A 19,167-nucleotide genomic window follows, 5' to 3' on the forward strand; every position below is an offset into this window, starting at 1 on the left:
GACGGGATGAAGCCCGCAATTCTGGCAGATAGCAGCCCCCCGGGTGGGCGGCAGACAAGCCCGCCGCCGAACAACGCGAACTAAAGTCGCTGTTCAGGCCGAAGTCGGCCCGGGTTCTACGCGCCATGCTGCGCGGGCCCGACCGTGCTTGGCGCGTCACCGAGTTGTCGGAAATCTCCGGAGTCAGCCTGGGGCACGTCAGCAATGTACGCAACGGCTTGATTGATCGGGAATGGGGAGCTCGATGTGGACGTAGGGCTAGATGCGGAAGCACTCGGCGATGGCGAATACGCGACCTTGATCGGCGCTCTTTAATGCCATGGATACGCGCAGCGCGAGGGGCTTCGGCGCTTCCAGCTGGTTCGCCAGGTCACAACGCGAGATGGCGGGGAAGCGATCGACGTCGTGGTCGATTTCTTGATGCCGCGCGACGCGGAAATCGTCAAGAACAATCCTCCGGCGCTGAAGGACCGTCTCCGGTCGTGCACGAACAGGCTGTCGCGTCCGGCGAACACCCGAGTTGGCTCGCGCCCGGCGTGCGAGAATACGGTGCGACCAGAAGCCGACTTGCTGCGGTCGCCAAAACACAACGCGGAGACGATATTGGCCAAGAATCTAATGTACGGCCTGGTAACAATGGTACTTGCAACATCGGCGTTTGCCGGGGAGCGCTACATAGAAGTATGGAACCCGCCGGAGGCGCGCAGTTCCGCCACGAAATACCTGAAGCCATCGGCACACAAACCGAAGAATAGTCGTGTGGGTCCTCCTGCAACAAGCAGCCGGACGCCTCGAGTAGCGAAAATCTCACCGTTACGGCCGGCCACAAGGGGCAAGGCCCGGCAGGCTGACATACAACGACATTCCGCGGCAGGTTACGCCAGAAGGTAACGTGCTTCGGGTGGTAGGCGGCCACTCTCGAGCTGACATTGAGCGCTGATCGAGCAGCGGCCGGGGCGGTCCAGACCATCTGGCAGGCGGCCAACGAGGCCGCCACCGGCGAGCTGGCCACGCTGCGCGCCGCTGCCCGCGCATTCCGGAGCGCCCCCTTGCGCTATCATCCGGCCCATCTGGTCCACAGCAAACGACAGGAGCAGCCAATCATGCGACACATCGGTCAGACCGTCTCGTTCATCCGTCCCGACGGCCAGTCGGTCAACGGCTACCTTGCCAGGCCGGATCTCACTGACGGCGCGCCGGCCATCATCGTTGTCCAGGAGTGGTGGGGGCTGAACAACCAGATTCGCGGCGTGGCCGACCGCCTTGGGCGTGCCGGTTACTACGCGCTGGTACCTGACCTCTACCGCGGCGCCAGCACGGTCGAGCAGGAAGAGGCCCACCACCTGATGTCCAAGCTGAACTTCGGCGACGCCGTGGCGCAGGACATCCGCGGCGCCGTGCAGTACCTCGGCACCCTGAGCAGCCGCATCGGTATCACCGGCTTCTGCATGGGTGGTGCGCTGACACTGCTGTCGCTGAACTCCATCCCCGAGCTGAACGCAGGTGTGCCGTTCTACGGCATGCCGCCGCTGGAAGCGATCGATCCTGCCAATATCAAGGTGCCGGTGCTCGTTCACTCGGCCGCGCAGGACGCGTTCTTTGCGGCCGAGGACTTCGACAAGCTCGAGGAGAAGCTGCGCGCCGGCGGCGTCGACGCGACGTTCCACCGTTACCTCGCGCACCATGCCTTTGCCAACGAGGAGGCCATCGGCGACGGCCGCATCGCCGGTACCCAGTACGACGCCGCTTGGGCGCAGGTCGCCTGGGACCGCACGCTGACGTTCTTCGCGCGCCACCTTTGGCGCTGATCATCGCCAGCCGGGAAGCATCCCGTCCGCGGCCTCGGCACGCGCAACAACTGACGGGTGGATTGCATTGGGTGCAAATACGCCCCGGCAATTGCTTCGTTTACTGGATGTGCTGGAACTGTCCCATCTGGCCCATGATCCAGGTTGCTTTTCCCCGCCGGCCTCGGCTTTGGCGTACAAACCTGTACGCCTCGCAAGGGTTAGTCGCGGCACACATCAGGCGCTGTGCTCTGTTAACGCTTCAATGGCGTGGTTAGCACGGTCTCATTCGTGTCCACGACGAACACCGCAAGCAGCTTGGCGGGCTCCGTCTTGCTCGCGTTGGCACTGACGTCGTGCCGGTCGCCAGGCATATCGGTGAAGTTCTGCCCCTTCGTGAAGGTGCGAAGTGGTCCGCCGTTGAGTTGGTTCAGCACGGCGCCTTCCGTCGCGAGCTACCTGCCGAATTTATGGATCACTTCACATGAGCGCGCGCCAGCCACTGATCGAGACTGGTGCGACCTATCCGCGCATCGCCCAGCGGCACGAGCGACAGTTCCTCGACTTGGCCGCCGTAGTATCGCGCGTCGGGATCCGTCACGACGGTGCGCGCGTCGCCCACCGACTTCAGATAGCGCGAAACGATCTGCGCGAAGGGCGCGCGGTCCGGTCCGGCGATGTCGATGGTGCCGTTTAGCGGCGCCCCCAGCGCGACCTGCGCAAGCGCCGCCGCGACGTCATCCGCAGCGATCGGCTGGAACATCCCGTCGCCAATGCGCACAGTGCCGCCATCCGTACCGTAATCCGCGATGGCCCCGATGAATTCCATGAACTGCGTGGCGCGCACGATCGTGTATGGCACACCGGCCGCGTCGATCACCGCTTCCTGTGCAACCTTGGCCGTGAAATACGCGTTGTCCGGCATGCGGTCGGCGCCGACGATCGACAGCGCGACGTGATGGCGCACCCCCGCAGCCACCTCGGCCTTGCCGAGATTGCGTGCCGAGGTGCGGAAGAAGTCGAGCACCGCCTGCGGCTCCCAAGACGGCGCATTCGTCACATCCACGACGACATCCGCATTCACCAGTGCATGGCTTAGGCCTTCGCCGGTCACTGTGTTGACACCGGTACGCGGCGATGCGGCGACTGCCGTATGGCCCGCCTCATTGAGCAGCGTGACAAGACGTGAGCCGATCAGGCCAGAACCACCGATTACAACGATCTTCATGGCAGATTCTCCATATCAGGGTAGAGGAACGCGCTGCGCACCTGGTGTGGGGGGTATCACTGAACGTGCCTGTCACCGTCGCATCGTATGAAGCCATTGTGGAACAATCATGCCCTATGGATAAGGGCCCGGCTCTGGACGAACGCGGATTGCATGTGGCATGGTTGAACGCCTGATTGCGATGACAAGTTCTTTGCTCGGCTTAAATGGTAGACCTTGTTCAAGCCGATTACGACATGACGCTTGCTTCCTATTTCATCGGATAGATGGATCCGTCGCCGCCTTGGCACCCACCCGCAGGAGCCCCTGATCAGCTTTGGCCAACGCTGGCTCCGATTGGTGTCGATGCGACAACAGAGTGGGTACCTTGGCGGCACTACTGGTGCCGCGGGCCGAAGGCTACGATTCTTCCCAAGCGGTGCCTGCAGTAATCCAGCGCAGGTCCGGCGAGCATCCCCGCCAACCTAGCAGGAGTGATCATGGCTCAACGCATCAACTACTTTCAGCAATCCCCGGAACTGTTAAAAAAGCTCATGGAGCTCAACAGCCTGTTCCCGAAGACGACGATCGAGGAACACGTTCGCGGACTCGTCGAGATTCGCGCGTCGCAGCTCAACGGTTGTGCATTCTGCGTCGACATGCATATCAAGACGGCGAAGATCCACGGCGAGCGCGAACTGCGGCTGCATCATGTAGCGATCTGGCGCGAATCCACGCTGTTCTCGCCGCGCGAGCGCGCAGCGCTGGCATGGACCGAAGCGTTGACCCGGCTGTCCGCAGAAGGTGTGCCCGACGATATCTACGAGCGCGTGCGCACCCAGTATTCCGAAAAGGAGCTGTCCGACCTGACTTTCCTGGTGGGCGCAATCAATACCTGGAACCGGTTGAACGTAGCGTTCCGCATGGTGCCGGGCGCGTTTGACAAGACGTTCGGACTGGACAAAGCCAATCTGGAGTGATGCCATGAAAGGCATGATTGCGATGGCGGCAAGCCTGCTGCTGGCGATGTCGGTGCAGCTGGCCCACGCAGCGCCGCCGGACGTCGTGGTCAAACCGCTGACCACGAAGGCATTGCCCGATTATCCGGGCAAGGAAGTGGAAATGATCACGGTGGAGTATCCGCCTGGCGCCTACGACCCTGTGCATCGTCATGATGCGCACGCGTTCGTCTACGTGCTCGAAGGCAGCATTGTGATGGGCGTGAAGGGCGGCAAGGAAGTCACGCTCAAGGCGGGCGAAACCTTCTATGAAGGCCCGGACGATCTCCACACTGTTGGGCGCAATGCCAGCAACACCAAGCCGGCGAAGTTCGTCGTGCTCCTGATCAAAAAGCAGGGGGCGCCGATCTTCACGCCGGTGATGTAGCGCCAGCCGTTCTCCCGGGCCGGTGCACGCCTGAGGCATTCTGATTCTTCCTCCTGTGCCGACGCTTCGTCCTCGCGAGCGTCGGCGTTTCCTTGTTGCGACAGCGTGATCAGCGAGCAGGTCCCGCATCATCATCCAATGGGGGCACGCCATTGCCGATCGACAGCTCGCCGCCGTGCGCATCGATGATCGAACGACAGATCGACAGCCTCATCCCGAGACCCGTCGGCTTGGTCGTGAAGGACGGTGCCAACGCCTGCTCGGGGTTTTGCGATGCAAAGCCCGGCCCCGGGTCACAAACAGTCACAACCACACAGCCAGCGTCGGCCTGACTGGTGCTGATGCGCAGTTCACGGATATCATCGCTGTCCCCGTTCATTGCCTCGAGCGCGTTGATCAGATTAGTGCGAATCGCATGTCATGGCTGGCCGCGATCGGCAGGGCATCGCTCGTTCCGGGAACGAACACGGAGACTTACTTTGCATCCCGCGCCACGGCGATTTTTAATGCCGCCCGGAATGCACATCGCATGCACGTGCATGACCGCCAGGGGACCTACGTGCCCCCGTTGTGGCAACGTACGCATAGCCGACGCGCTCGCCGCGATCTTGTACTCCCGGGAACGCCTAGCAGGTACCGGTGATGTTCTAGGAGGCAGAACCCTTGAAATTCCGGAGACCAGTCTGCCCTTGACTACCTAAGCGGTACCGCCATGATGGGGCTGCTACCTCCGATATCTACCGCCCTGGATGGTTCACCAATCTTTGGCACTGCAGCAGTATCTGCCCCGCCGCCTATAGTGAAACTCTGGTAGAGGCCCGGCACCCGCATAGGTATGGGGCCTCCACAGTGGAGATTCCGCGGTGCGAGCTTGGTCGTGCCGCTTTCCAGCCGGTGTACTTCCTTGGAGGCTTCAATGCTCTACCGGTTCATGGAGTATCAGCGTGCAATGTTCGCGCCATTCGCTGTGTGGGCAGCGAACGCGGCCAGCGCGTTTTCCGATCATGAGAACCCGCTGTCGCAGATACCGGGCGCTCACATGTTTGCCACTGGTTACGAAATGCTGTCCCGTCTGGGACAAAGCGACGACAAGCCGGGGTTCGGTATCGCAGCCATTGAGCACAACGGCTGCGTCGTCCCGGTGGTGGAGCAAGTCGTCCTGGAACGGGCATTTTGCCGCCTATTGCGCTTCGCACCGGATCCGGTCGCTCTTGGCCCCGCCGCCTCCCATACAAGACCTGCTGTGCTGGTCTGTGCGCCGCTGGCAGGGCATCACGCCGTCATGCTCCGCGAGGTCGTCGAAACCTTATTGGCAGAGCATATCGTCTATGTGACGGACTGGATCGATGCGCGCTGTGTGCCCGTGGTGGACGGGCCGTTTCACCTGGATGACTATGTCACCGAACTGCAGGCTTTTATTCGTCAGATTGGCACGGAGGACCCGCTGCACGTGATTGCCATCTGCCAGGCTACCGTACCGGCCCTGGCAGCTGTTTCGCTGTTGGCCAGCGCGGACGAGCCGGCTCCCCGCAGCCTGATCCTAATGGGCGGGCCGATCGATGCGCGTCGCAGCCCTACCGCGGTGGGAAGGTTCGCCGCAGACCACTCCCTCATGTGGTTCCAACGGAATTTGATCTATACCGTGCCCGGTCGCTATGCCGGTGCCGGTCGCAAGGTGTACCCGAACTTCCTGCAGCTTGCCGGTTTGATGGCGGCACAGCCAGGTTTGTTGGCGGCGTCGCATTGGGACTATTATTTGGAACGCGCCGCAGGTGACTACGAGCGTGCCGAAGCCCTCCGGCGCGTTTGCGATGGCTACCACGCGGTGCTCGACATGGCGGCAGAGTTCTACCTGGATACCATCCAGATCGTGTTCCAGGAATTCCGTCTGGCGCACGACAATTGGTTCGTGCAAGGACAGCTCGTGCGTCCGCAAGACATCCGAGCCACTAGGCTCTTGACCATAGAAGGCGAACACGACGCCATTTCCGGCTGCGGACAGACGCACGCGGCGCATGCTCTGTGTCGCGGCATTGCGGCACGCGACAAGCGGCATATGACAGCGCGCCACTGCGGCCACTATGATCTATTCTCTGGCACCCGCTGGCGCTCAGAAATCTACCCTGGTATCCGCACGCTGACTCGACAGGATACCTAGCCACGATGCCCGCCGATCATGCAAACACCACAGTTGGCATCACCGGCACATTTGCAAGAATTCAGATGTCGGCCCGCACGATGACGGCCACCACTGGCCTACCGCTTCCTCAACGAGGCTAGTGCGTGCGGTATTCGGCGTTAGCAATCCGTCGCGACAAACAGGTCACAACGCGATAGGGCTTTTCGATACTCACGCCTTCCCGGTGCTAATCGCACTGCATGCCGCACGCGCCACATTACGCAATGCGGCGTAGGGCTTCAAACATGGAAGTACCTTGACTGGTCAAGCGAGGATGGACATCATCGCCACCATGACCGTGCTCCATCGTCACCAGTTTGCGGACCAGCAATCCGTCGAGCTGCTCTGGCTCAAGATCGTCGATGTCATGCGCGTCGCCAAGCAGTAGCAGCGCGGCGATTTCATGTGGACTGAGCATGTCAGGCTCCTTTGTCGGGCACGAAAAAAGGAACTACGACTGCTGGTCCGTGGATGGAGTTCCACGGAAGAGGGTAGGAAGACACTGCGAGTGGATTCGGTGCGAGGACGCGCTGAGTATGCGCACAACCGAGCGTTTACCGTAATCGGTCTGCCCGGCGGAATCAAGCCCTTCGTGTGCTGCGATGCAGCGCAGCGTAGCCAAGGCACATGGGTCGTTGAGGTCTCAGGCGTTTCCCGAGACCATGGCGAGCTGGATCACTGCTCCACGTAAGGAAGTGAATCAGCTCGCGCGAGAAGCTGAGCTTCAAACGGTGCAAGGTTGAGCCGCTTTGGCGAACGCTGCGCGCAACATCATTGCCGCCGTGCGCGTTCGATCTGGTAGACCAGTCGCTGTAAGAGGGTCTGCTGATGGAGTGTGAGCGAGACAAAGGCGCAGCCTAGCGTGTGCATCACACTTCGACCCTGCCACTGCAGGCCGCATCCCGCTACCTGCAGCGTGATATCTTGCAGGCGCTGCTGGCCAAGCTCGAGCTTGCAGCCTCTCAAGACCGTGCCGATCGGTAGCCGACGGATGTCGCTTTCGTTCGATCGCAGACCAAGGCCGGATTGTGACACGTCCCCGATTTCCGGTCTCAACCGCTCACCGTTCTGAAGGCGCAGTTCGCAGATGAACGCCAAAGAGGCCGGCACAGTTGCACGAGGATGCCGCCGCCGTTCTTCGTAGCGGATTCGCCGCGGGAACGCCGCTGCCAACGCTTGCCTACCCTGAAAATAGACGACCTGCGGATCTTCGACGACGAAAGCAGTCGGCAGTCGTCGGCATAGCGCCTGGTATCCAGGATATGGGCATGCCAGAACGCATCGACGAGTTCGCTGGGCACTGCCGGCATTTCCCACGTTGAGAGCGGTAGGGGCATTCGAACTCGAACGGCTGACGGTCATGCAAGGCCTTGTCCATTTTTTTCCCGCAGCACTGTACGATGGCTAGTCTCGATCGCCTGGAACAGTGTGTCCGGGGTCGGCTTGTGGCCGCGCCAAGCCAGCAACGCCATTTCCCGCGAAAAGTGGGCATTCCCTTTGCCGAGGTCCCAAAAAGTCGCCGGCATCGTAGACGCGGAACCTGACCCAGCGCAGGTTCTCGTTGCTGGCCAGGTCCTTCAGCAAATCAGCCACGCGAATGCCTGCACCGAGCGAGCCAACGTAAGCAGCGCGGCGGGCTTCCACGGAGTTCAGGTTCGGCACCTTGCGGTACACCGGCAAACGCAGGGCGATGCCCACATGGGGGATCTTGGCTTCGCTGAAAATCAGCCGGCCGCTGCTCACTGATATCCCATTGCTTACCACCCATCCGCCTCAGCCGGCCCTCGAAAGCCGGCGTCCGTAAGCGATGGACAAATCAGCTTTTAACGGGTTATGCCAGCACACCATAGCTTAATCGCCAATGGAGCAGGTTCACTTGAGAGCGGGTCGGCCGCCCCTTTGCCCCCTTTGCCACAACCAAGCGTACCCATTTCTGCGTGCAGCGTAAGCATTCTCGATTCCGCCCCGACGTTTGTAGTTTGCATGCCAGCAGAAGCGGGGTTGCCGGCCCCTGATTTGGAGTTGCTCGGACGTCGCCGAGATCGTGGAGTACGCTACTTTATGCTGGGTATGAGGGAGACTGCCAATGAGGCTCATTAAGCATTCTGCTGGATTGGTTGTGCTCCGACCTACGGTTGGTCAGTGGCTCTGCCTGGTCCTACGCGCATATCGAAATTGGGACATGCCCAAAGGCATACCAGAACCTAACGAAGAGCCATTATCGGCAGCGATGCGGGAAGCCAGGGAGGAAACCGGCTTGTCAACGCTTGAGCTTCGCTGGGGGAAGGACTATCGCGAAACAGAACCCTATACGAACGGCAAGATAGCGCGCTTCTATCTGGCGGCGTCACCGAGCGGTGAGGTGCGCTTACCAATTAGTGCTGAACTAGGGCGTCCAGAGCACCACGAGTTCCGCTGGGTGACATTTGCGGAGGCCCAGCAACTGCTGCCATCTCGGTTCGAGCCGATACTCGAATGGGCTCAGAGCATGGCCGGGCCGCCGAGCTAAGGTCAGCGGATATCCTTCCCCCAATCGCAAAGTGGTGGAGGAATCGCCAGTGCTGCGATTGCACAGCCTATCGCAACACCAATGCTCATCTTATGCGGTGCACCGCTTCAAATTGAAGAAGTGCGTGCCAATGCGTGAGTCATTTGCTCTTGCACGGTGCCATCCGCGCGCCCTTCGCCGTGACCAGAGCGTGAATCTTAGGTTAGAATGCAAAGCTTGAAACGATTTCCCAGCGATTGGGGCTTAAGCGAAGGGAAATGCCCCAGCGAGAGCGGAAAGGCCTGATTTCCCCGACGTCAGGCAATATGTTTCTTTACAGCCGACGTGGTGAAATTGGTAGACACGCTATCTTGAGGGGGTAGTGGCGAAAGCTGTGCGAGTTCGAGTCTCGCCGTCGGCACCAAACAACTTAGAAGCAGGATGCAGACGGTCGCGGTTCTTGATTTTGAAACGACGGGATTGTCGCCAAGTCTCGGTGACCGAGCCACGGAAATTGCTGTCATCTTGCTGCGTGACGGCGAGATTATCGACCGTTATCAAAGCTTGATGAACGCTGGAAGGCGTATCCCCTCGCAGGTTGTAAGCCTGACCGGAATCACCAATGACATGATCGCAGATGCGCCTGCCGCATCGAAGGTCATGAGTGAAGCGGCCAGGTTTGTCGGCAGACATCCGGTGGTAGCCCACAATGCCGGATTTGACCGAAGGTTTTGGCAAGCCGAGCTTGGGCTCCTGGACATCGCGGCCAATCAGCACTTCGCGTGCACGATGCTCACCTCCAGACGTATCTACCCACACGCTCAGAATCACAGGTTATCAACACTCGTCGATTTGCTCCATTTGCCCAAGACCGGGCGCGCGCACAGAGCGATGGCCGACGCTGAAATGACCTGCCATCTGTGGCATCGACTGCGACTCGATATCGCTCGGACGTACGGAGTCAGGCAGGTCGATTACGCGCTCATCGCCCGTGTTCAGGCCACCAACCGCGCCAAGGTTCCGATGTTCCTTCGTTCGCTAGCCGAATCGGACGCTGATTAGCATGCACCGAGCTAAGGGTAATTTTCCGGTCGGACACCATTAACTCTCGGGTTTGCTGCTGGATTCTCGGCGCTCCTCAGCATATTCTTGGCAGTCCTCAACAATGGTTTGGGAGTCGCGGGTGCAGTCGTTGGGATCGGAGATATCGGTTTCCGCCGCCCAGTAGTAGCCAGCTTCATGCCCTGAGCAGGATATGCAGCGGGAGCCCAAGGAACACTCATTGTCGGCCGCGCCCTGCGTCGGGCGGGGCACCTGAGTATCAAATCGGCGTTTCATTTCATCGATGCTCACGCCTTGGTCGGCCGCAATGGCTGGCAAGAACTGGTCCCGGTATATTTTCCGACCGGCAGCATGACGCTATGCTGCGTGGGCATGAGAAGCAACAGACCTCGCGATGCAGCGGAATACCATCGCTAGGGCGCCTCTCTAAAGCCCTTGACAAGCTTGTGCAAGCGCTCGTCGTCCTCCGATGTCCGTTGACCGACAGTAAGCTTCCACCAGGCTAAGTAGACGCCGTAGGCGAGCCAAGCATCCCTAATACTGTTTCCGCAATTGCATTCAGACTGACTAAGGATAAGGCGAATCGATTTTTCGGTTGTTGTCGTAAATTCATCGTAACACTTGTGAGAATTCGAACTCGGATTGATTGATCTCGCTGACTCGACAAGCATAACCGCAGCGTAAAGGGGGTTATTTAGCATAAACGTTAATTAGGTCGACAAGTTCTGGTGTGGGTCAGCTGACCAAGGCAGTGTTGGGGTAGTGCCCTGGCTCTATAGTTGCCAGCCTGCTCACTGCGGTCCGATGCGACCACCCTGTGCTCGCGCCCTACATAGTGCGAGGTCGGTGGACGCTCACTGCGCCCCGCCGCTCCCAGTTACTCATGGCGCCCCAGATTCAATTGCGGTGATCTTCACTGCAAGCGTAGTTCGCCATGACGCGGCAGCACATCAGGCGAACAGGCTAGTGCAGCGGCGCACGGGTTGATGCAGAGCCGAAACGCCACGCTCAAACAAGACGCACACTTGACGGTGGTAGCTTGCAATTTTTCAAAATAACCCTCGGAGCGCTCGCGGGGAGAGAACGATGCCAGCCGTTTTCTATTTCAATTCTGTAACGGCGACGGCGACGCAGGCGAATGGGGCCTGTGCATCGAGCCCAAATAGCACGCATCATTTTGAGGGATAAGGTCTGCGGTATGGGAACAAGCATTACGGCTACGCTTTGCTCGATACGTATGCCCACAATTCGCAGCTCAAATCCTCACCAGTCTATACGCTCGCCTTTTTGGCAGTTATTTATCTCGGTGTAGCTGGCGGTGTCCAACGCCTGGTCTGCAATGCACCGAAGATTGTGAAGCGCCGGAGTTCAAAGCCTATCGCCCTGATTGCGCGGATCACCCGTCACAGGTTCGCTGCGTTTCAGGTCTGAATCAACCTGTGCATCAACAATGCAGTCCGTCATTAGACCGATAGTCTTTTTCATCGGTGAGTACAGAATCTCAGCACCAGCCAAGGATCGAAGCACTTACTTCGTAAATCAGTGACTCTGGTTCGGGATTGAAGATTGAAGCTCCGCACATGGCTGCAAGGCTTATCTCCGGCCTGTCCGCCCGTGGTCCCGGTTCCTGGAAGCTTCCCTAACTCGGAGTCTTAAATGCAACTTTTCTCGAAAGTCCTGCACCGCAACGATACCGAACGGCGCAGCTTGAGTCAGGCTGCCCAGGGCCAGCAATGGAAGATCGCTTACGACCTTGACGGCCAGTCGATCCTCGGGGCGTTGTTCTTCGGCATTTTGTGCGCGATGCCGACCGCGTTGGGTGGCCTTCTCCTGGTCCTGATCCGGCTGTAAGCCCCCCACTGACTGGCCCCGTTCTAGCGTGAGCGGGCTATTGTGCTGACGTGTCTTCGGGGGGCGTTGGCTGGAACCAAATCTTACCTTGCCGCTGGCAGCGCAGTTGGCCATCGACGCAGAGTCCGCTTGCAGACTCCCGGACAAGATTGGGGTGGCTGCCATTGTCGCTGCCCACCAACCGCATACCTTCGGCGGGATCAGCGTCCAGCGCGTCTAGGCGAATGTTAGCCGTTTCGTTCAAGCTGCCCGTCATCGGTGGCCGGCACACTGGCGTCTCGTTTCCAACAGAAAGGAGCTCTGCCATGACTACCACTACCCAATCCCAATGCGATTGCGCTGCTTGCCCTGGCGCCGGCTGCGCCTGCGGTTGCCAGGCAACTGCTGAACGGAATCCGTGCGCCTGCGGAGCCGGATGCAACTGAGCGCCGCAATGCCAGTGCAGAACTGGATGTGCCTGTGGCGCCGCAAAGCCAGCGCCGGAAACGCGTACGTAACGTTGCCGAGGGCGCGGCGTCTTTATTCGCCCGCCTGTTCCCGGTCGCCGTATAGGGGCGCCAGCGGATTGTGCCCATGCGCCCGCAACTCGTGGCCGCGCCATCCGGCTATACCTGGCGCGACTTCGCTCGCTTTCCCGGCCCGGGCTACCTCGCTGCGGTCGGGTATATGGACCCAGGCAACTGGGCGACTGACCGCGCCGCTGGCCCCGTCCACGGCTACCGCTTGCTGTGGGTGGTGGGGACGGCCAGGGCAATGCTGATGCAGGTCATGGCAAGCCGGCTCTGCCTGATAAGCGGCAAGAACCTGGCGCAGGCGTCCTGAAGAAGCGCGGCTTCAGGCGACTGGAGATTTTCGTGATCAGCATGGTGGCGCCGGTGTCGGCGCGCTAGCGTTGACACATGCCAAGGCCGCCGGAGCCCGGCACGCGATCCACAACCAAGTCAACCCTGCTGCGCAGCGGGTGCTTGAAATCACAGGGGGCGCGGGCCGGCGATCGCCTATTCAATTACCCGCGGGCCAAGGTCATAGACAAGGAAGAACTTGAGCGTAATTGACTGAAGAGCGTTGTTGGTACTCCGGTTGCGCTGGACAGATCGTGCAAGCGAATGCACCGTTGAGAACGGAAAGGTAGTTGACAATGTGGTGTTGGACTTTCCATTACAGAACTAGCGGCCGCGAGCAAAACACAACACGATGTTAGTCCGGCCAGCAGCAGCCGATTAGTTTCGGATGCTTCGATGTTGCTCCATCAGCTTGTCGAGCCACTATGCGCTATGCCGCGTCGCGGATTCCTGTGATCTGGTCTGACTCGCACCTCGACGCAATGCGTACATCGTTTTCTATTGTGTACACGACTTGTGCGGTTATACTCCGCACTCCACAACACTATGAATAACCAACATGGTCGCAGCAAATAAAACAACGACTCGGGTGAATGCAGTTGCCAAGAGCAAGCCTGCCGCAAAGAAGGTAGCCGTTCCGACGAAGAAGGCCAGCGTGCTTGCGCGCGAGGCGCAGGCCGCCAAGAAGCGTCTGCTGAAGCTGCGCGCCGACACCAAGAAGGCGATCGAGGCAGCAAAGCGTGACGTCGCCAAGGCTACGGAAGCCGCAAAGGCTGCAGCTCGCTTTGAAAAGCAGGCTGCAAAGGACAAAGCGGCTGCAAAGAAGGCTAAGGCCGCCGGCGCAAAGAAGGCAACGGCTGGCAAGGTGGCTGCGAAGAAGCCCGCTGCAAAAAAAGCGGTTGCCGGCAATAAGGTTGCGGCGAAGCAGGCGGCCCCGAAAACGGCTGCAGTGAAAGCCGTGACGAAAAAGCGGGCCCCGGCAAAGAGGGCTGTTGCACCGGCGGCCTCGCCCGCAGCTGCGGCCTGATTTAGACCTCGGCTGGTACGCGATGTTGCCAACCAGCCGATTGGCCGAAGATGTGGGGCGCATCTTAGCGCTGCGCTCTGCATCGACGGAAAAGCAAATGCTGCGCATAGCGCTGACAGCTGATCCGTTTTTGGTTTTACTGGGCCTCTAGCTCATGCCTGGTTAGAGCAGCGGACTCATAATCCGTTGGTGCCGTGTTCGACTCACGGGAGGCCCACCAAGGCATACTTGGCCTTGATCTGGTCAGATCTCTGCCCAATACTACCTGGCTCTGTCTGGCGCCGCCCCCTTCAGAAGGACACGTAACGCCGCTTTGCAGCAATGCTCGCAGTCCGCATATAACAGCCATTGTCGCAGTGGCAGTATCCCAAAGGACGATTCCTTCCCATTTCTGGACAACTTGGGGGCCTGGGCAACATCGCTCAATCCGTCCATTCTCCAATCTGGCGGCTATCTGGAAGAAATCTTGCGGACCGCCCTGGAAATGCGTATAAGTCAATCGTGATAGGAAAATATTGGAGACAGGATGACGACGTATCAGGAATTGTTGGCTCAGAAGCAAGCGCTGGAGGCCCAAATCGAAGAGGCACGCGCCTCTGAGGTGGCGGGTGTCATCGAACAGATTCGTAATCTGATGATCCAGTATAGCCTCTCGCCTGAGGACATTGCGCCTCGCCGTCGCCGAGGCCGGCCAGCGGGTACCACTTCTGCTGCCGCAGAAAAAGTAGCGCTCCCGCCCAAGTATATGGATCCCAAAACAGGGAAAACCTGGTCCGGCCGAGGCAGGGCGCCGGCATGGCTGGGCAAGCGCCCCGAGCGCTTCCTCATTCCGCAGGAATGACGTGCATGGCCATCGCCCCACGGGCGATGGCAACTTGCCTTATCCAAGGCGTCAGCTGACAGGGAATCGGTTTCGTTTCCCTGTACCGGCGCAAAAAAAGCGGCTCTCGACCGGTAGCGGAGAGCCGTGGAACGTCCAAGAAGAAATCGGGAAACTCTCGCAAGTTACCCGCATCTAGTATCCGCCAAGGCGCCAAGACATGCAATTGAGCTGCATAGTCGGCGGGACGCAGTCAGGTGGCGATCCATTGAGAACAACTGGCCCGAGCAGCCAGCGCTCCCTGGGCGCGTGCAATAGCATGGCATCACTTGTCAAAGCCATGCGAGGGTGGGGATGCCGCAATTGTCCAACCGCTTGTCGGACAATTGGCTTAGGGCACAACCAGGCGCTGGCTGAATTCGTATTGCTTGAACGCCAGTGGCATGGGTACCGGGCGCTAGCATCAATCGATTGGCAGTCGAGTATGCGTTTCTCACCGCGTTCAAAGCAGGGCTTGATCGCTCGACAATGTACCCAAGGGGACACATCAAATTGGCCAAAAAATAGTGTGGCTCCGGCAAGGAGCTGCTACTTCCGGCGGTGTCGCTTTGTATTTCGGAATATCGGACATGTTCAGAGGCGACAGTTACACGCTAATCAAATAGTATGAATAACGAGCCATCGTCCCTGTTGACACTATTGGCTCGGCCACTCGCGCTTTACATTCGTGAGGCCAAGCCGCCGAATTGGGGGGCGTGACCGCAAGGTGGGACGGCAGCCCACCATAACACCCCACGAGCCAAAATGATTTGCATCGGCATAGACAGCAAGGGCCCGTTCACGACGTCTCAGAATAGAGAGCGAGAATATCTTGCGGTTCTGCCATGTAGTGCGTATAAGTCGATTTAGCTAACGAACCGGAGACGGAGATATGGCAACGTACAAAGAGCTTGTCGCTCAGAAGGAAGCCTTGGAAGCTCAAATTGAAGTGGCTCGTTCAACCGAGGTGGCGAGTGTTATCGAGCAAATTCAATCCTTGATGGCTCAGTATGGTCTTTCTCCGGAGGATGTAGCCCCGCGGCGCCGTCGAGGACGTCCTGCCGCTTCCAGCTCCACATCTGCAACGAAGACTTCACTGCCGCCAAAGTACATGGATCCCAAGACTGGAAAGACTTGGTCGGGAAGAGGGCGTACGCCTGGGTGGCTCGGCAAACGACCCGAGCGTTTCCTTATTCCGCAGGAATAATTGCCCCGATAAACCAGGGGTTGCGCGGTGAGGCGCCGCGAACCGCACCAATCGATCGAGGCATATTGCCGTAGTTTCATTATCGTGAAACAATGGCGCAACACCTTTTTGCGCTGCTCTATGCCACGGCCTCTTCCTGATCCGACGCCTCCAGCCCGCGCGACCATTCGCTCTATTTCACAGTTGGGCGATCGAATTCGAGCAACTCGGGCTGCCCAGGGCATGCCGATTGATCAAGCCGCGAAAAATTGCGCTGTAGCCGTCGGCATGCTATCCAAACTTGAAAACGGTAAAAGCGTAAATTTCGAGTACGTCCTTCGAGTGCTGGAGGGGCTTGACCTGACACTCTTGGTTGTTCCGAAAGCCCACGGCCACTGGCTTGAGCAGGCGGCTACCCATGCTGCCAAGCTTGGCGACGAGAGAGCGTGGGAATAGTCTGCATAGCTGACTTCAAACCCACACGATCGAGCTTGTGACCAGCCCTCGCGAAGTCGATTACTTCGCGAGGACGGCTGGATGCGCGAGTTTATTTAACATAATGTTTATTATGCGTTTTTGTGCTGTTAGACCCAAATAGTAATGTCGTAGTTGAGCCAAATAGAAATGTCGTACCCCTAGCCAAGGCTGGCATGCTGGCGGCTTTCCGTCTGTCCGAGACCGGAGGCCGCGATGCGCAAGCCCGAGACCATCACGATGACGATGCGCGAACTCGATCGGCTCAAGGTGATTCAGGCCGTGGTCGACCATGGCCTGGCGGTCTGGCGCGCGGCCGAGAAGCTCGGCTTGTCGCGGCGTCAGGTAGAACGGCTGGTGCTGCGCTACCACGAGGACGGTCCCTGTGGCCTGGGCTCGCGCAAGCGCGGCCGTGACAGCAACCGCCAGCTGCCGCCCGGGCTCGAATCCCGTGTCCGGGGCCTGATCCGCGACAGCTATGCCGACTTCGGCCCGACCCTGGCGGCCGAGAAGCTGCGCGAGCGCCATGGCATCGACCTGGCCACGGAGACGGTGCGCCGGATCATGATCGACGCCGGCTTCTGGGTGCCGCGCAAGCTGCGCCCGCCCAAGGTGCACCAGCCGAGGAACCGCCGCGCCTGCCTGGGCGAGCTGGTGCAGATCGATGGCAGCGACCACGCCTGGTTCGAGGACCGGGCGCCGGCGTGCACGTTGCTGGTCTTCGTCGACGACGCCACCGGGCGGCTGATGCAACTGCGGTTCGTGCCAACGGAATCGACGCAAGCGTACTTCACCGCCACGCGCGCCTATGTCGAGCGTCACGGCAAGCCGATGGCGTTCTACAGCGACAAGGCCGGCATCTTCCGCGTCAACGCCAAAGACAGCGCCGAAGGCCGCGGCTACACCCAGTTCGGGCGCGCGCTGTTCGAGCTCAATATCGATAGCCTGTGCGCCAATTCGAGCCCGGCCAAGGGCCGGGTCGAGCGGATGAACGGCACGTTGCAGGACCGGCTGGTCAAGGAGCTGCGGCTGCGCGGGATCAGTTCGATGGAGGCCGCCAACGCCTTTGCGCCACGGTTTATGGCCGACTTCAACGCGCGCTTTGCCAAGGTGCCCAAGCGCGACTTCGATGCGCACCGGCCGTTGCGCGGCGACGAGGACCTGGCGCGGATCTTCAGCTGGCGCGAGTGGCGCAAGGTGTCCCGGAGCCTCACACTGCAGTACGACAAGGTGATGTACCTGCTCGAGGACCGGCCCGAGCACCGGCGGCTGATCCACCGCTATGTCGAGGTCGCCGAGTACCCGGACGGGCGCATCGAGTTGTGGGCCGACGGCGCTTCTCTGCCCTACACCACCTACGACCGGCTCGGCGAGATCGACCAGGGCGCGATCGTCGAGCACAAGCGGCTGGGGCACGTGCTGGCCGTCACGGCGCAGGTGCAGGCGCAGCGCGACAGCCGCCAGCAGGCGGGACCGTCGCGCACGCTGGTGGGCGAGCCACCGCGCCGCCAGCGGCCATCGCCGAGCACCAAGCGCCAGCGGCTGATCAACCGGCTCGATCTGGAGCGCGCGCTGGCGGCAGCCCCGCTGCAGCGGAACGCGGACCTTTTAACTTTGCCCATGGTGAATCCACCGCTCAACCCTGAGCTGAACTCAGTCACGTCAGGCCAGCACCACCGCCCCACCACCACCCCGCAAAAGCCTCCAACCCCGCACAAAAAGCACGCCCGCACCGACATTTGAATTTAGCGGGCGCGACGACCTTTCAAAACCCGCTGGACATGTGCTGTTAGACCCAAATAGTAATGTCGTAGTTGGGGGTGCAGACGAAAACTTGGACTACTTGGAGGTAGTTCATGTATTCGTACGAGGATCGCATCAGGGCGGTCAAGCTGAACCGCCCCGGGTTTAGTGGAGGCTCCAATTCTTGAGAGAATGGAGCCCATGAGCAAGCAAACCAAGTTTTCCCCCGAGGTCCGAGAGCGAGCTGTACGTCTGGTTCGAGAGCAGCGCAGCGAGCATCCATCGCTGTGGGCGGCAGTCGAATCCATCGCACCGATGATCGGTTGCACGAGCCAGACTCTGTTGGGGTGGGTCAAACAAGAGCAGGTGGAGAGCGGCGAGCGCGATGGCGCGACCACATCGGAGCGTGAACGCCTCAAGGCGCTGGAGCGTGAGGTAAAGGAGCTGCGCCGCGCCAACGAGATCCTGAAGCTGGCGAGCGCGTTTTTCGCCCAGGCGGAGCTTGATCGCCGTTTGAAGTCCTGAAGGCCTTTGTCGATCTGCATCGCGACGCCTTCGGGGTCGAGCCGATCTGCAAGGTCTTGCAGATTGCTCCGTCGGGCTATCGGCGCCATGCTGCGCAGCTTCGCGATCCATCGCGGCGCTCTGCGCGAACCAAACGCGATGAGTGGCTTCGGCCCGAGATCAAGCGAGTCTGGCAGGCCAACATGCAGGTCTACGGGGCCGACAAGGTTTGGAAGCAGATGAACCGGGAAGGCATTGCGGTGGCGCGTTGTACGGTCGAGAGGCTGATGAAGCAGCAGAGTTTGCGCAGCGTGATTCGCGGCAAGCGGGTTCGCACGACAACTCCAGATGCGAGAGCAGCGCGCCCGCCGGACTTGGTCAACCGTCAGTCCAGGGCCGAGCGGCCGAACCAGCTCTGGGTTTCGGACTTCAGTGTGCCGCAGCAAGCGGCGTAGGAGATGAGGGTATGGCCCCTCGCCATCGGCTTGCAGGAGCGGGTGGCAAACCACCATGAGCGGCTTGGGTCAAAAGCCCTGGTCGTGAGCGTCATGGAAAAGGCGCCATGAAGGCGT

Annotated in this window: 19 protein-coding genes, 2 tRNA genes, 4 pseudogenes and 1 other annotated feature; of the genes and pseudogenes, 18 read left to right on the forward strand and 7 right to left on the reverse strand. The window is 60.0% G+C overall.

Annotation, left to right across the window (positions count from 1 at the left end; all coding sequences use genetic code 11):
* Positions 1-53: 53 nt before the first annotated feature.
* From E0W60_RS37735 to E0W60_RS30205, 3 genes and pseudogenes are all read left to right on the forward strand, one after another.
* Positions 54-236, forward strand: a pseudogene (locus E0W60_RS37735) (hypothetical protein); the annotation flags it as partial.
* Positions 235-471, forward strand: a pseudogene (locus tag E0W60_RS37740) (hypothetical protein); the annotation flags it as partial. The pseudogenes E0W60_RS37735 and E0W60_RS37740, both read left to right, overlap by 2 nt.
* Before the next feature lie 632 nt (positions 472-1,103).
* Entirely contained in the window at positions 1,104-1,808 is a 705-nt protein-coding gene (locus E0W60_RS30205) for a dienelactone hydrolase family protein (protein ID WP_195428368.1), read from the forward strand.
* A 233-nt stretch (positions 1,809-2,041) separates the two neighbouring features.
* On the opposite strand, the pseudogene E0W60_RS30215 reads toward E0W60_RS30205, so the two are convergent.
* A pseudogene (locus E0W60_RS30215) lies at positions 2,042-2,233 on the reverse strand (cupin domain-containing protein); the annotation flags it as partial.
* 29 nt (positions 2,234-2,262) lie between these two features.
* Positions 2,263-3,015: an SDR family oxidoreductase gene (locus tag E0W60_RS30220; RefSeq protein ID WP_135706599.1), complete on the reverse strand. Its 753-nt coding sequence runs from the start codon at positions 3,013-3,015 to the stop codon at positions 2,263-2,265.
* A 479-nt stretch (positions 3,016-3,494) separates the two neighbouring features.
* Here E0W60_RS30220 and E0W60_RS30225 point away from each other — a divergent pair, with 479 nt between their 5' ends.
* Together E0W60_RS30225 and E0W60_RS30230 are read left to right on the forward strand one after the other, a co-directional pair.
* A complete protein-coding gene (locus E0W60_RS30225; RefSeq protein ID WP_133093114.1) occupies positions 3,495-3,974 on the forward strand; it encodes a carboxymuconolactone decarboxylase family protein in 480 nt (159 codons plus the stop codon).
* Positions 3,975-3,978: 4 nt separating this feature from the next.
* Complete coding sequence (locus tag E0W60_RS30230; RefSeq protein WP_135706600.1) at positions 3,979-4,380, forward strand: cupin domain-containing protein; 402 nt, start codon at positions 3,979-3,981, stop codon at positions 4,378-4,380.
* Between the two features lie 109 nt (positions 4,381-4,489).
* On the opposite strand, the gene E0W60_RS30235 is transcribed toward E0W60_RS30230, so the two are convergent.
* Positions 4,490-4,759: an ATP-binding protein gene (locus tag E0W60_RS30235; RefSeq protein ID WP_135706601.1), complete on the reverse strand. Its 270-nt coding sequence runs from the start codon at positions 4,757-4,759 to the stop codon at positions 4,490-4,492.
* Positions 4,760-5,296: 537 nt separating this feature from the next.
* Here E0W60_RS30235 and phaZ point away from each other — a divergent pair.
* Entirely contained in the window at positions 5,297-6,538 is a 1,242-nt protein-coding gene (gene phaZ, locus E0W60_RS30245) for a polyhydroxyalkanoate depolymerase (protein WP_135706602.1), read from the forward strand.
* A gap of 238 nt (positions 6,539-6,776) precedes the next feature.
* On the opposite strand, the gene E0W60_RS30250 is transcribed toward phaZ, so the two are convergent.
* The 3 genes from E0W60_RS30250 to E0W60_RS37745 all read right to left on the reverse strand — a co-directional run bounded on the left by E0W60_RS30250 (position 6,777) and on the right by E0W60_RS37745 (position 8,302).
* Positions 6,777-6,977, reverse strand: a complete 201-nt coding sequence (locus E0W60_RS30250) for a hypothetical protein (protein WP_133093110.1) — start codon at positions 6,975-6,977, stop codon at positions 6,777-6,779.
* A 353-nt stretch (positions 6,978-7,330) separates the two neighbouring features.
* Entirely contained in the window at positions 7,331-7,921 is a 591-nt protein-coding gene (locus tag E0W60_RS30255) for a PilZ domain-containing protein (protein ID WP_240746093.1), read from the reverse strand.
* A gap of 42 nt (positions 7,922-7,963) precedes the next feature.
* On the reverse strand, positions 7,964-8,302 hold the full coding sequence (locus E0W60_RS37745) for a CHASE domain-containing protein (RefSeq protein WP_240746094.1): 339 nt from the start codon (positions 8,300-8,302) through the stop codon (positions 7,964-7,966).
* 343 nt (positions 8,303-8,645) lie between these two features.
* Here E0W60_RS37745 and E0W60_RS30265 point away from each other — a divergent pair, with 343 nt between their 5' ends.
* The 3 genes from E0W60_RS30265 to E0W60_RS30275 all read left to right on the forward strand — a co-directional run bounded on the left by E0W60_RS30265 (position 8,646) and on the right by E0W60_RS30275 (position 10,109).
* Positions 8,646-9,068 (forward strand): NUDIX domain-containing protein, encoded by a 423-nt coding sequence (locus E0W60_RS30265; protein WP_135706604.1) that lies wholly within the window; start codon positions 8,646-8,648, stop codon positions 9,066-9,068.
* A 318-nt stretch (positions 9,069-9,386) separates the two neighbouring features.
* A tRNA-Leu gene (locus E0W60_RS30270) sits at positions 9,387-9,471 on the forward strand.
* Between the two features lie 17 nt (positions 9,472-9,488).
* A complete protein-coding gene (locus E0W60_RS30275; RefSeq protein ID WP_133093106.1) occupies positions 9,489-10,109 on the forward strand; it encodes a 3'-5' exonuclease in 621 nt (206 codons plus the stop codon).
* Positions 10,110-10,148: 39 nt separating this feature from the next.
* Here E0W60_RS30275 and E0W60_RS30280 read toward each other — a convergent pair whose 3' ends face one another.
* The gene (locus tag E0W60_RS30280) at positions 10,149-10,400 is read right to left on the reverse strand and encodes a hypothetical protein (protein WP_133093105.1); all 252 of its coding nucleotides are present in this window, start codon (positions 10,398-10,400) and stop codon (positions 10,149-10,151) included.
* A 1,365-nt stretch (positions 10,401-11,765) separates the two neighbouring features.
* Between E0W60_RS30280 and E0W60_RS30285 the strand changes: the two genes are divergently transcribed.
* From E0W60_RS30285 to E0W60_RS30325, 9 genes and pseudogenes are all read left to right on the forward strand, one after another.
* A complete protein-coding gene (locus tag E0W60_RS30285; protein WP_135706605.1) occupies positions 11,766-11,960 on the forward strand; it encodes a hypothetical protein in 195 nt (64 codons plus the stop codon).
* A 573-nt stretch (positions 11,961-12,533) separates the two neighbouring features.
* Positions 12,534-12,782 carry a divalent metal cation transporter gene (locus E0W60_RS30290; protein ID WP_135706606.1) on the forward strand — a complete coding sequence of 83 codons (249 nt, stop codon included), beginning with the start codon at positions 12,534-12,536 and terminating at the stop codon, positions 12,780-12,782.
* A gap of 579 nt (positions 12,783-13,361) precedes the next feature.
* On the forward strand, positions 13,362-13,829 hold the full coding sequence (locus E0W60_RS30295) for a fumarate hydratase (RefSeq protein WP_135706607.1): 468 nt from the start codon (positions 13,362-13,364) through the stop codon (positions 13,827-13,829).
* 141 nt (positions 13,830-13,970) lie between these two features.
* Positions 13,971-14,049 (forward strand) — tRNA-Ile (locus E0W60_RS30300).
* A gap of 306 nt (positions 14,050-14,355) precedes the next feature.
* A complete protein-coding gene (locus E0W60_RS30305) occupies positions 14,356-14,670 on the forward strand; it encodes an H-NS family nucleoid-associated regulatory protein (protein ID WP_133093102.1) in 315 nt (104 codons plus the stop codon).
* Between the two features lie 910 nt (positions 14,671-15,580).
* Positions 15,581-15,895 (forward strand): H-NS family nucleoid-associated regulatory protein, encoded by a 315-nt coding sequence (locus tag E0W60_RS30310; protein ID WP_135706608.1) that lies wholly within the window; start codon positions 15,581-15,583, stop codon positions 15,893-15,895.
* Positions 15,896-16,117: 222 nt separating this feature from the next.
* Positions 16,118-16,330 (forward strand): XRE family transcriptional regulator, encoded by a 213-nt coding sequence (locus E0W60_RS30315; protein WP_240746095.1) that lies wholly within the window; start codon positions 16,118-16,120, stop codon positions 16,328-16,330.
* 258 nt (positions 16,331-16,588) lie between these two features.
* Positions 16,589-18,091 carry an ISNCY family transposase gene (locus E0W60_RS30320; protein WP_431189931.1) on the forward strand — a complete coding sequence of 501 codons (1,503 nt, stop codon included), beginning with the start codon at positions 16,589-16,591 and terminating at the stop codon, positions 18,089-18,091.
* A gap of 201 nt (positions 18,092-18,292) precedes the next feature.
* A pseudogene (locus E0W60_RS30325) lies at positions 18,293-19,029 on the forward strand (IS3 family transposase); the annotation flags it as partial.
* Positions 18,571-18,687 (forward strand) — a sequence feature (AL1L pseudoknot). Its footprint overlaps the pseudogene before it by 117 nt.
* Positions 19,030-19,167: the final 138 nt, after the last annotated feature.

The sequence above is a fragment of the Cupriavidus oxalaticus genome, assembly GCF_004768545.1.
Taxonomy (GTDB): Bacteria; Pseudomonadota; Gammaproteobacteria; order Burkholderiales; family Burkholderiaceae; genus Cupriavidus; species Cupriavidus oxalaticus_A.

Excerpts from the sequence above, each read along its gene's own strand:
- E0W60_RS30205 (WP_195428368.1), top strand. The coding sequence starts at position 1,104 with ATGCGACACATCGGTCAGACCGTCTCGTTCATCCGTCCCGACGGCCAG.
- E0W60_RS30220 (WP_135706599.1), bottom strand. The coding sequence starts at position 3,015 with ATGAAGATCGTTGTAATCGGTGGTTCTGGCCTGATCGGCTCACGTCTT.
- E0W60_RS30225 (WP_133093114.1), top strand. The coding sequence starts at position 3,495 with ATGGCTCAACGCATCAACTACTTTCAGCAATCCCCGGAACTGTTAAAA.
- E0W60_RS30230 (WP_135706600.1), top strand. The coding sequence starts at position 3,979 with ATGAAAGGCATGATTGCGATGGCGGCAAGCCTGCTGCTGGCGATGTCG.
- E0W60_RS30235 (WP_135706601.1), bottom strand. The coding sequence starts at position 4,759 with ATGAACGGGGACAGCGATGATATCCGTGAACTGCGCATCAGCACCAGT.
- phaZ (WP_135706602.1), top strand. The coding sequence starts at position 5,297 with ATGCTCTACCGGTTCATGGAGTATCAGCGTGCAATGTTCGCGCCATTC.
- E0W60_RS30250 (WP_133093110.1), bottom strand. The coding sequence starts at position 6,977 with ATGCTCAGTCCACATGAAATCGCCGCGCTGCTACTGCTTGGCGACGCG.
- E0W60_RS30255 (WP_240746093.1), bottom strand. The coding sequence starts at position 7,921 with ATGACCGTCAGCCGTTCGAGTTCGAATGCCCCTACCGCTCTCAACGTG.
- E0W60_RS30265 (WP_135706604.1), top strand. The coding sequence starts at position 8,646 with ATGAGGCTCATTAAGCATTCTGCTGGATTGGTTGTGCTCCGACCTACG.
- E0W60_RS30275 (WP_133093106.1), top strand. The coding sequence starts at position 9,489 with ATGCAGACGGTCGCGGTTCTTGATTTTGAAACGACGGGATTGTCGCCA.
- E0W60_RS30285 (WP_135706605.1), top strand. The coding sequence starts at position 11,766 with ATGCAACTTTTCTCGAAAGTCCTGCACCGCAACGATACCGAACGGCGC.
- E0W60_RS30290 (WP_135706606.1), top strand. The coding sequence starts at position 12,534 with ATGCGCCCGCAACTCGTGGCCGCGCCATCCGGCTATACCTGGCGCGAC.
- E0W60_RS30295 (WP_135706607.1), top strand. The coding sequence starts at position 13,362 with ATGGTCGCAGCAAATAAAACAACGACTCGGGTGAATGCAGTTGCCAAG.
- E0W60_RS30305 (WP_133093102.1), top strand. The coding sequence starts at position 14,356 with ATGACGACGTATCAGGAATTGTTGGCTCAGAAGCAAGCGCTGGAGGCC.
- E0W60_RS30310 (WP_135706608.1), top strand. The coding sequence starts at position 15,581 with ATGGCAACGTACAAAGAGCTTGTCGCTCAGAAGGAAGCCTTGGAAGCT.
- E0W60_RS30315 (WP_240746095.1), top strand. The coding sequence starts at position 16,118 with ATGCCGATTGATCAAGCCGCGAAAAATTGCGCTGTAGCCGTCGGCATG.
- E0W60_RS30320 (WP_431189931.1), top strand. The coding sequence starts at position 16,589 with ATGACGATGCGCGAACTCGATCGGCTCAAGGTGATTCAGGCCGTGGTC.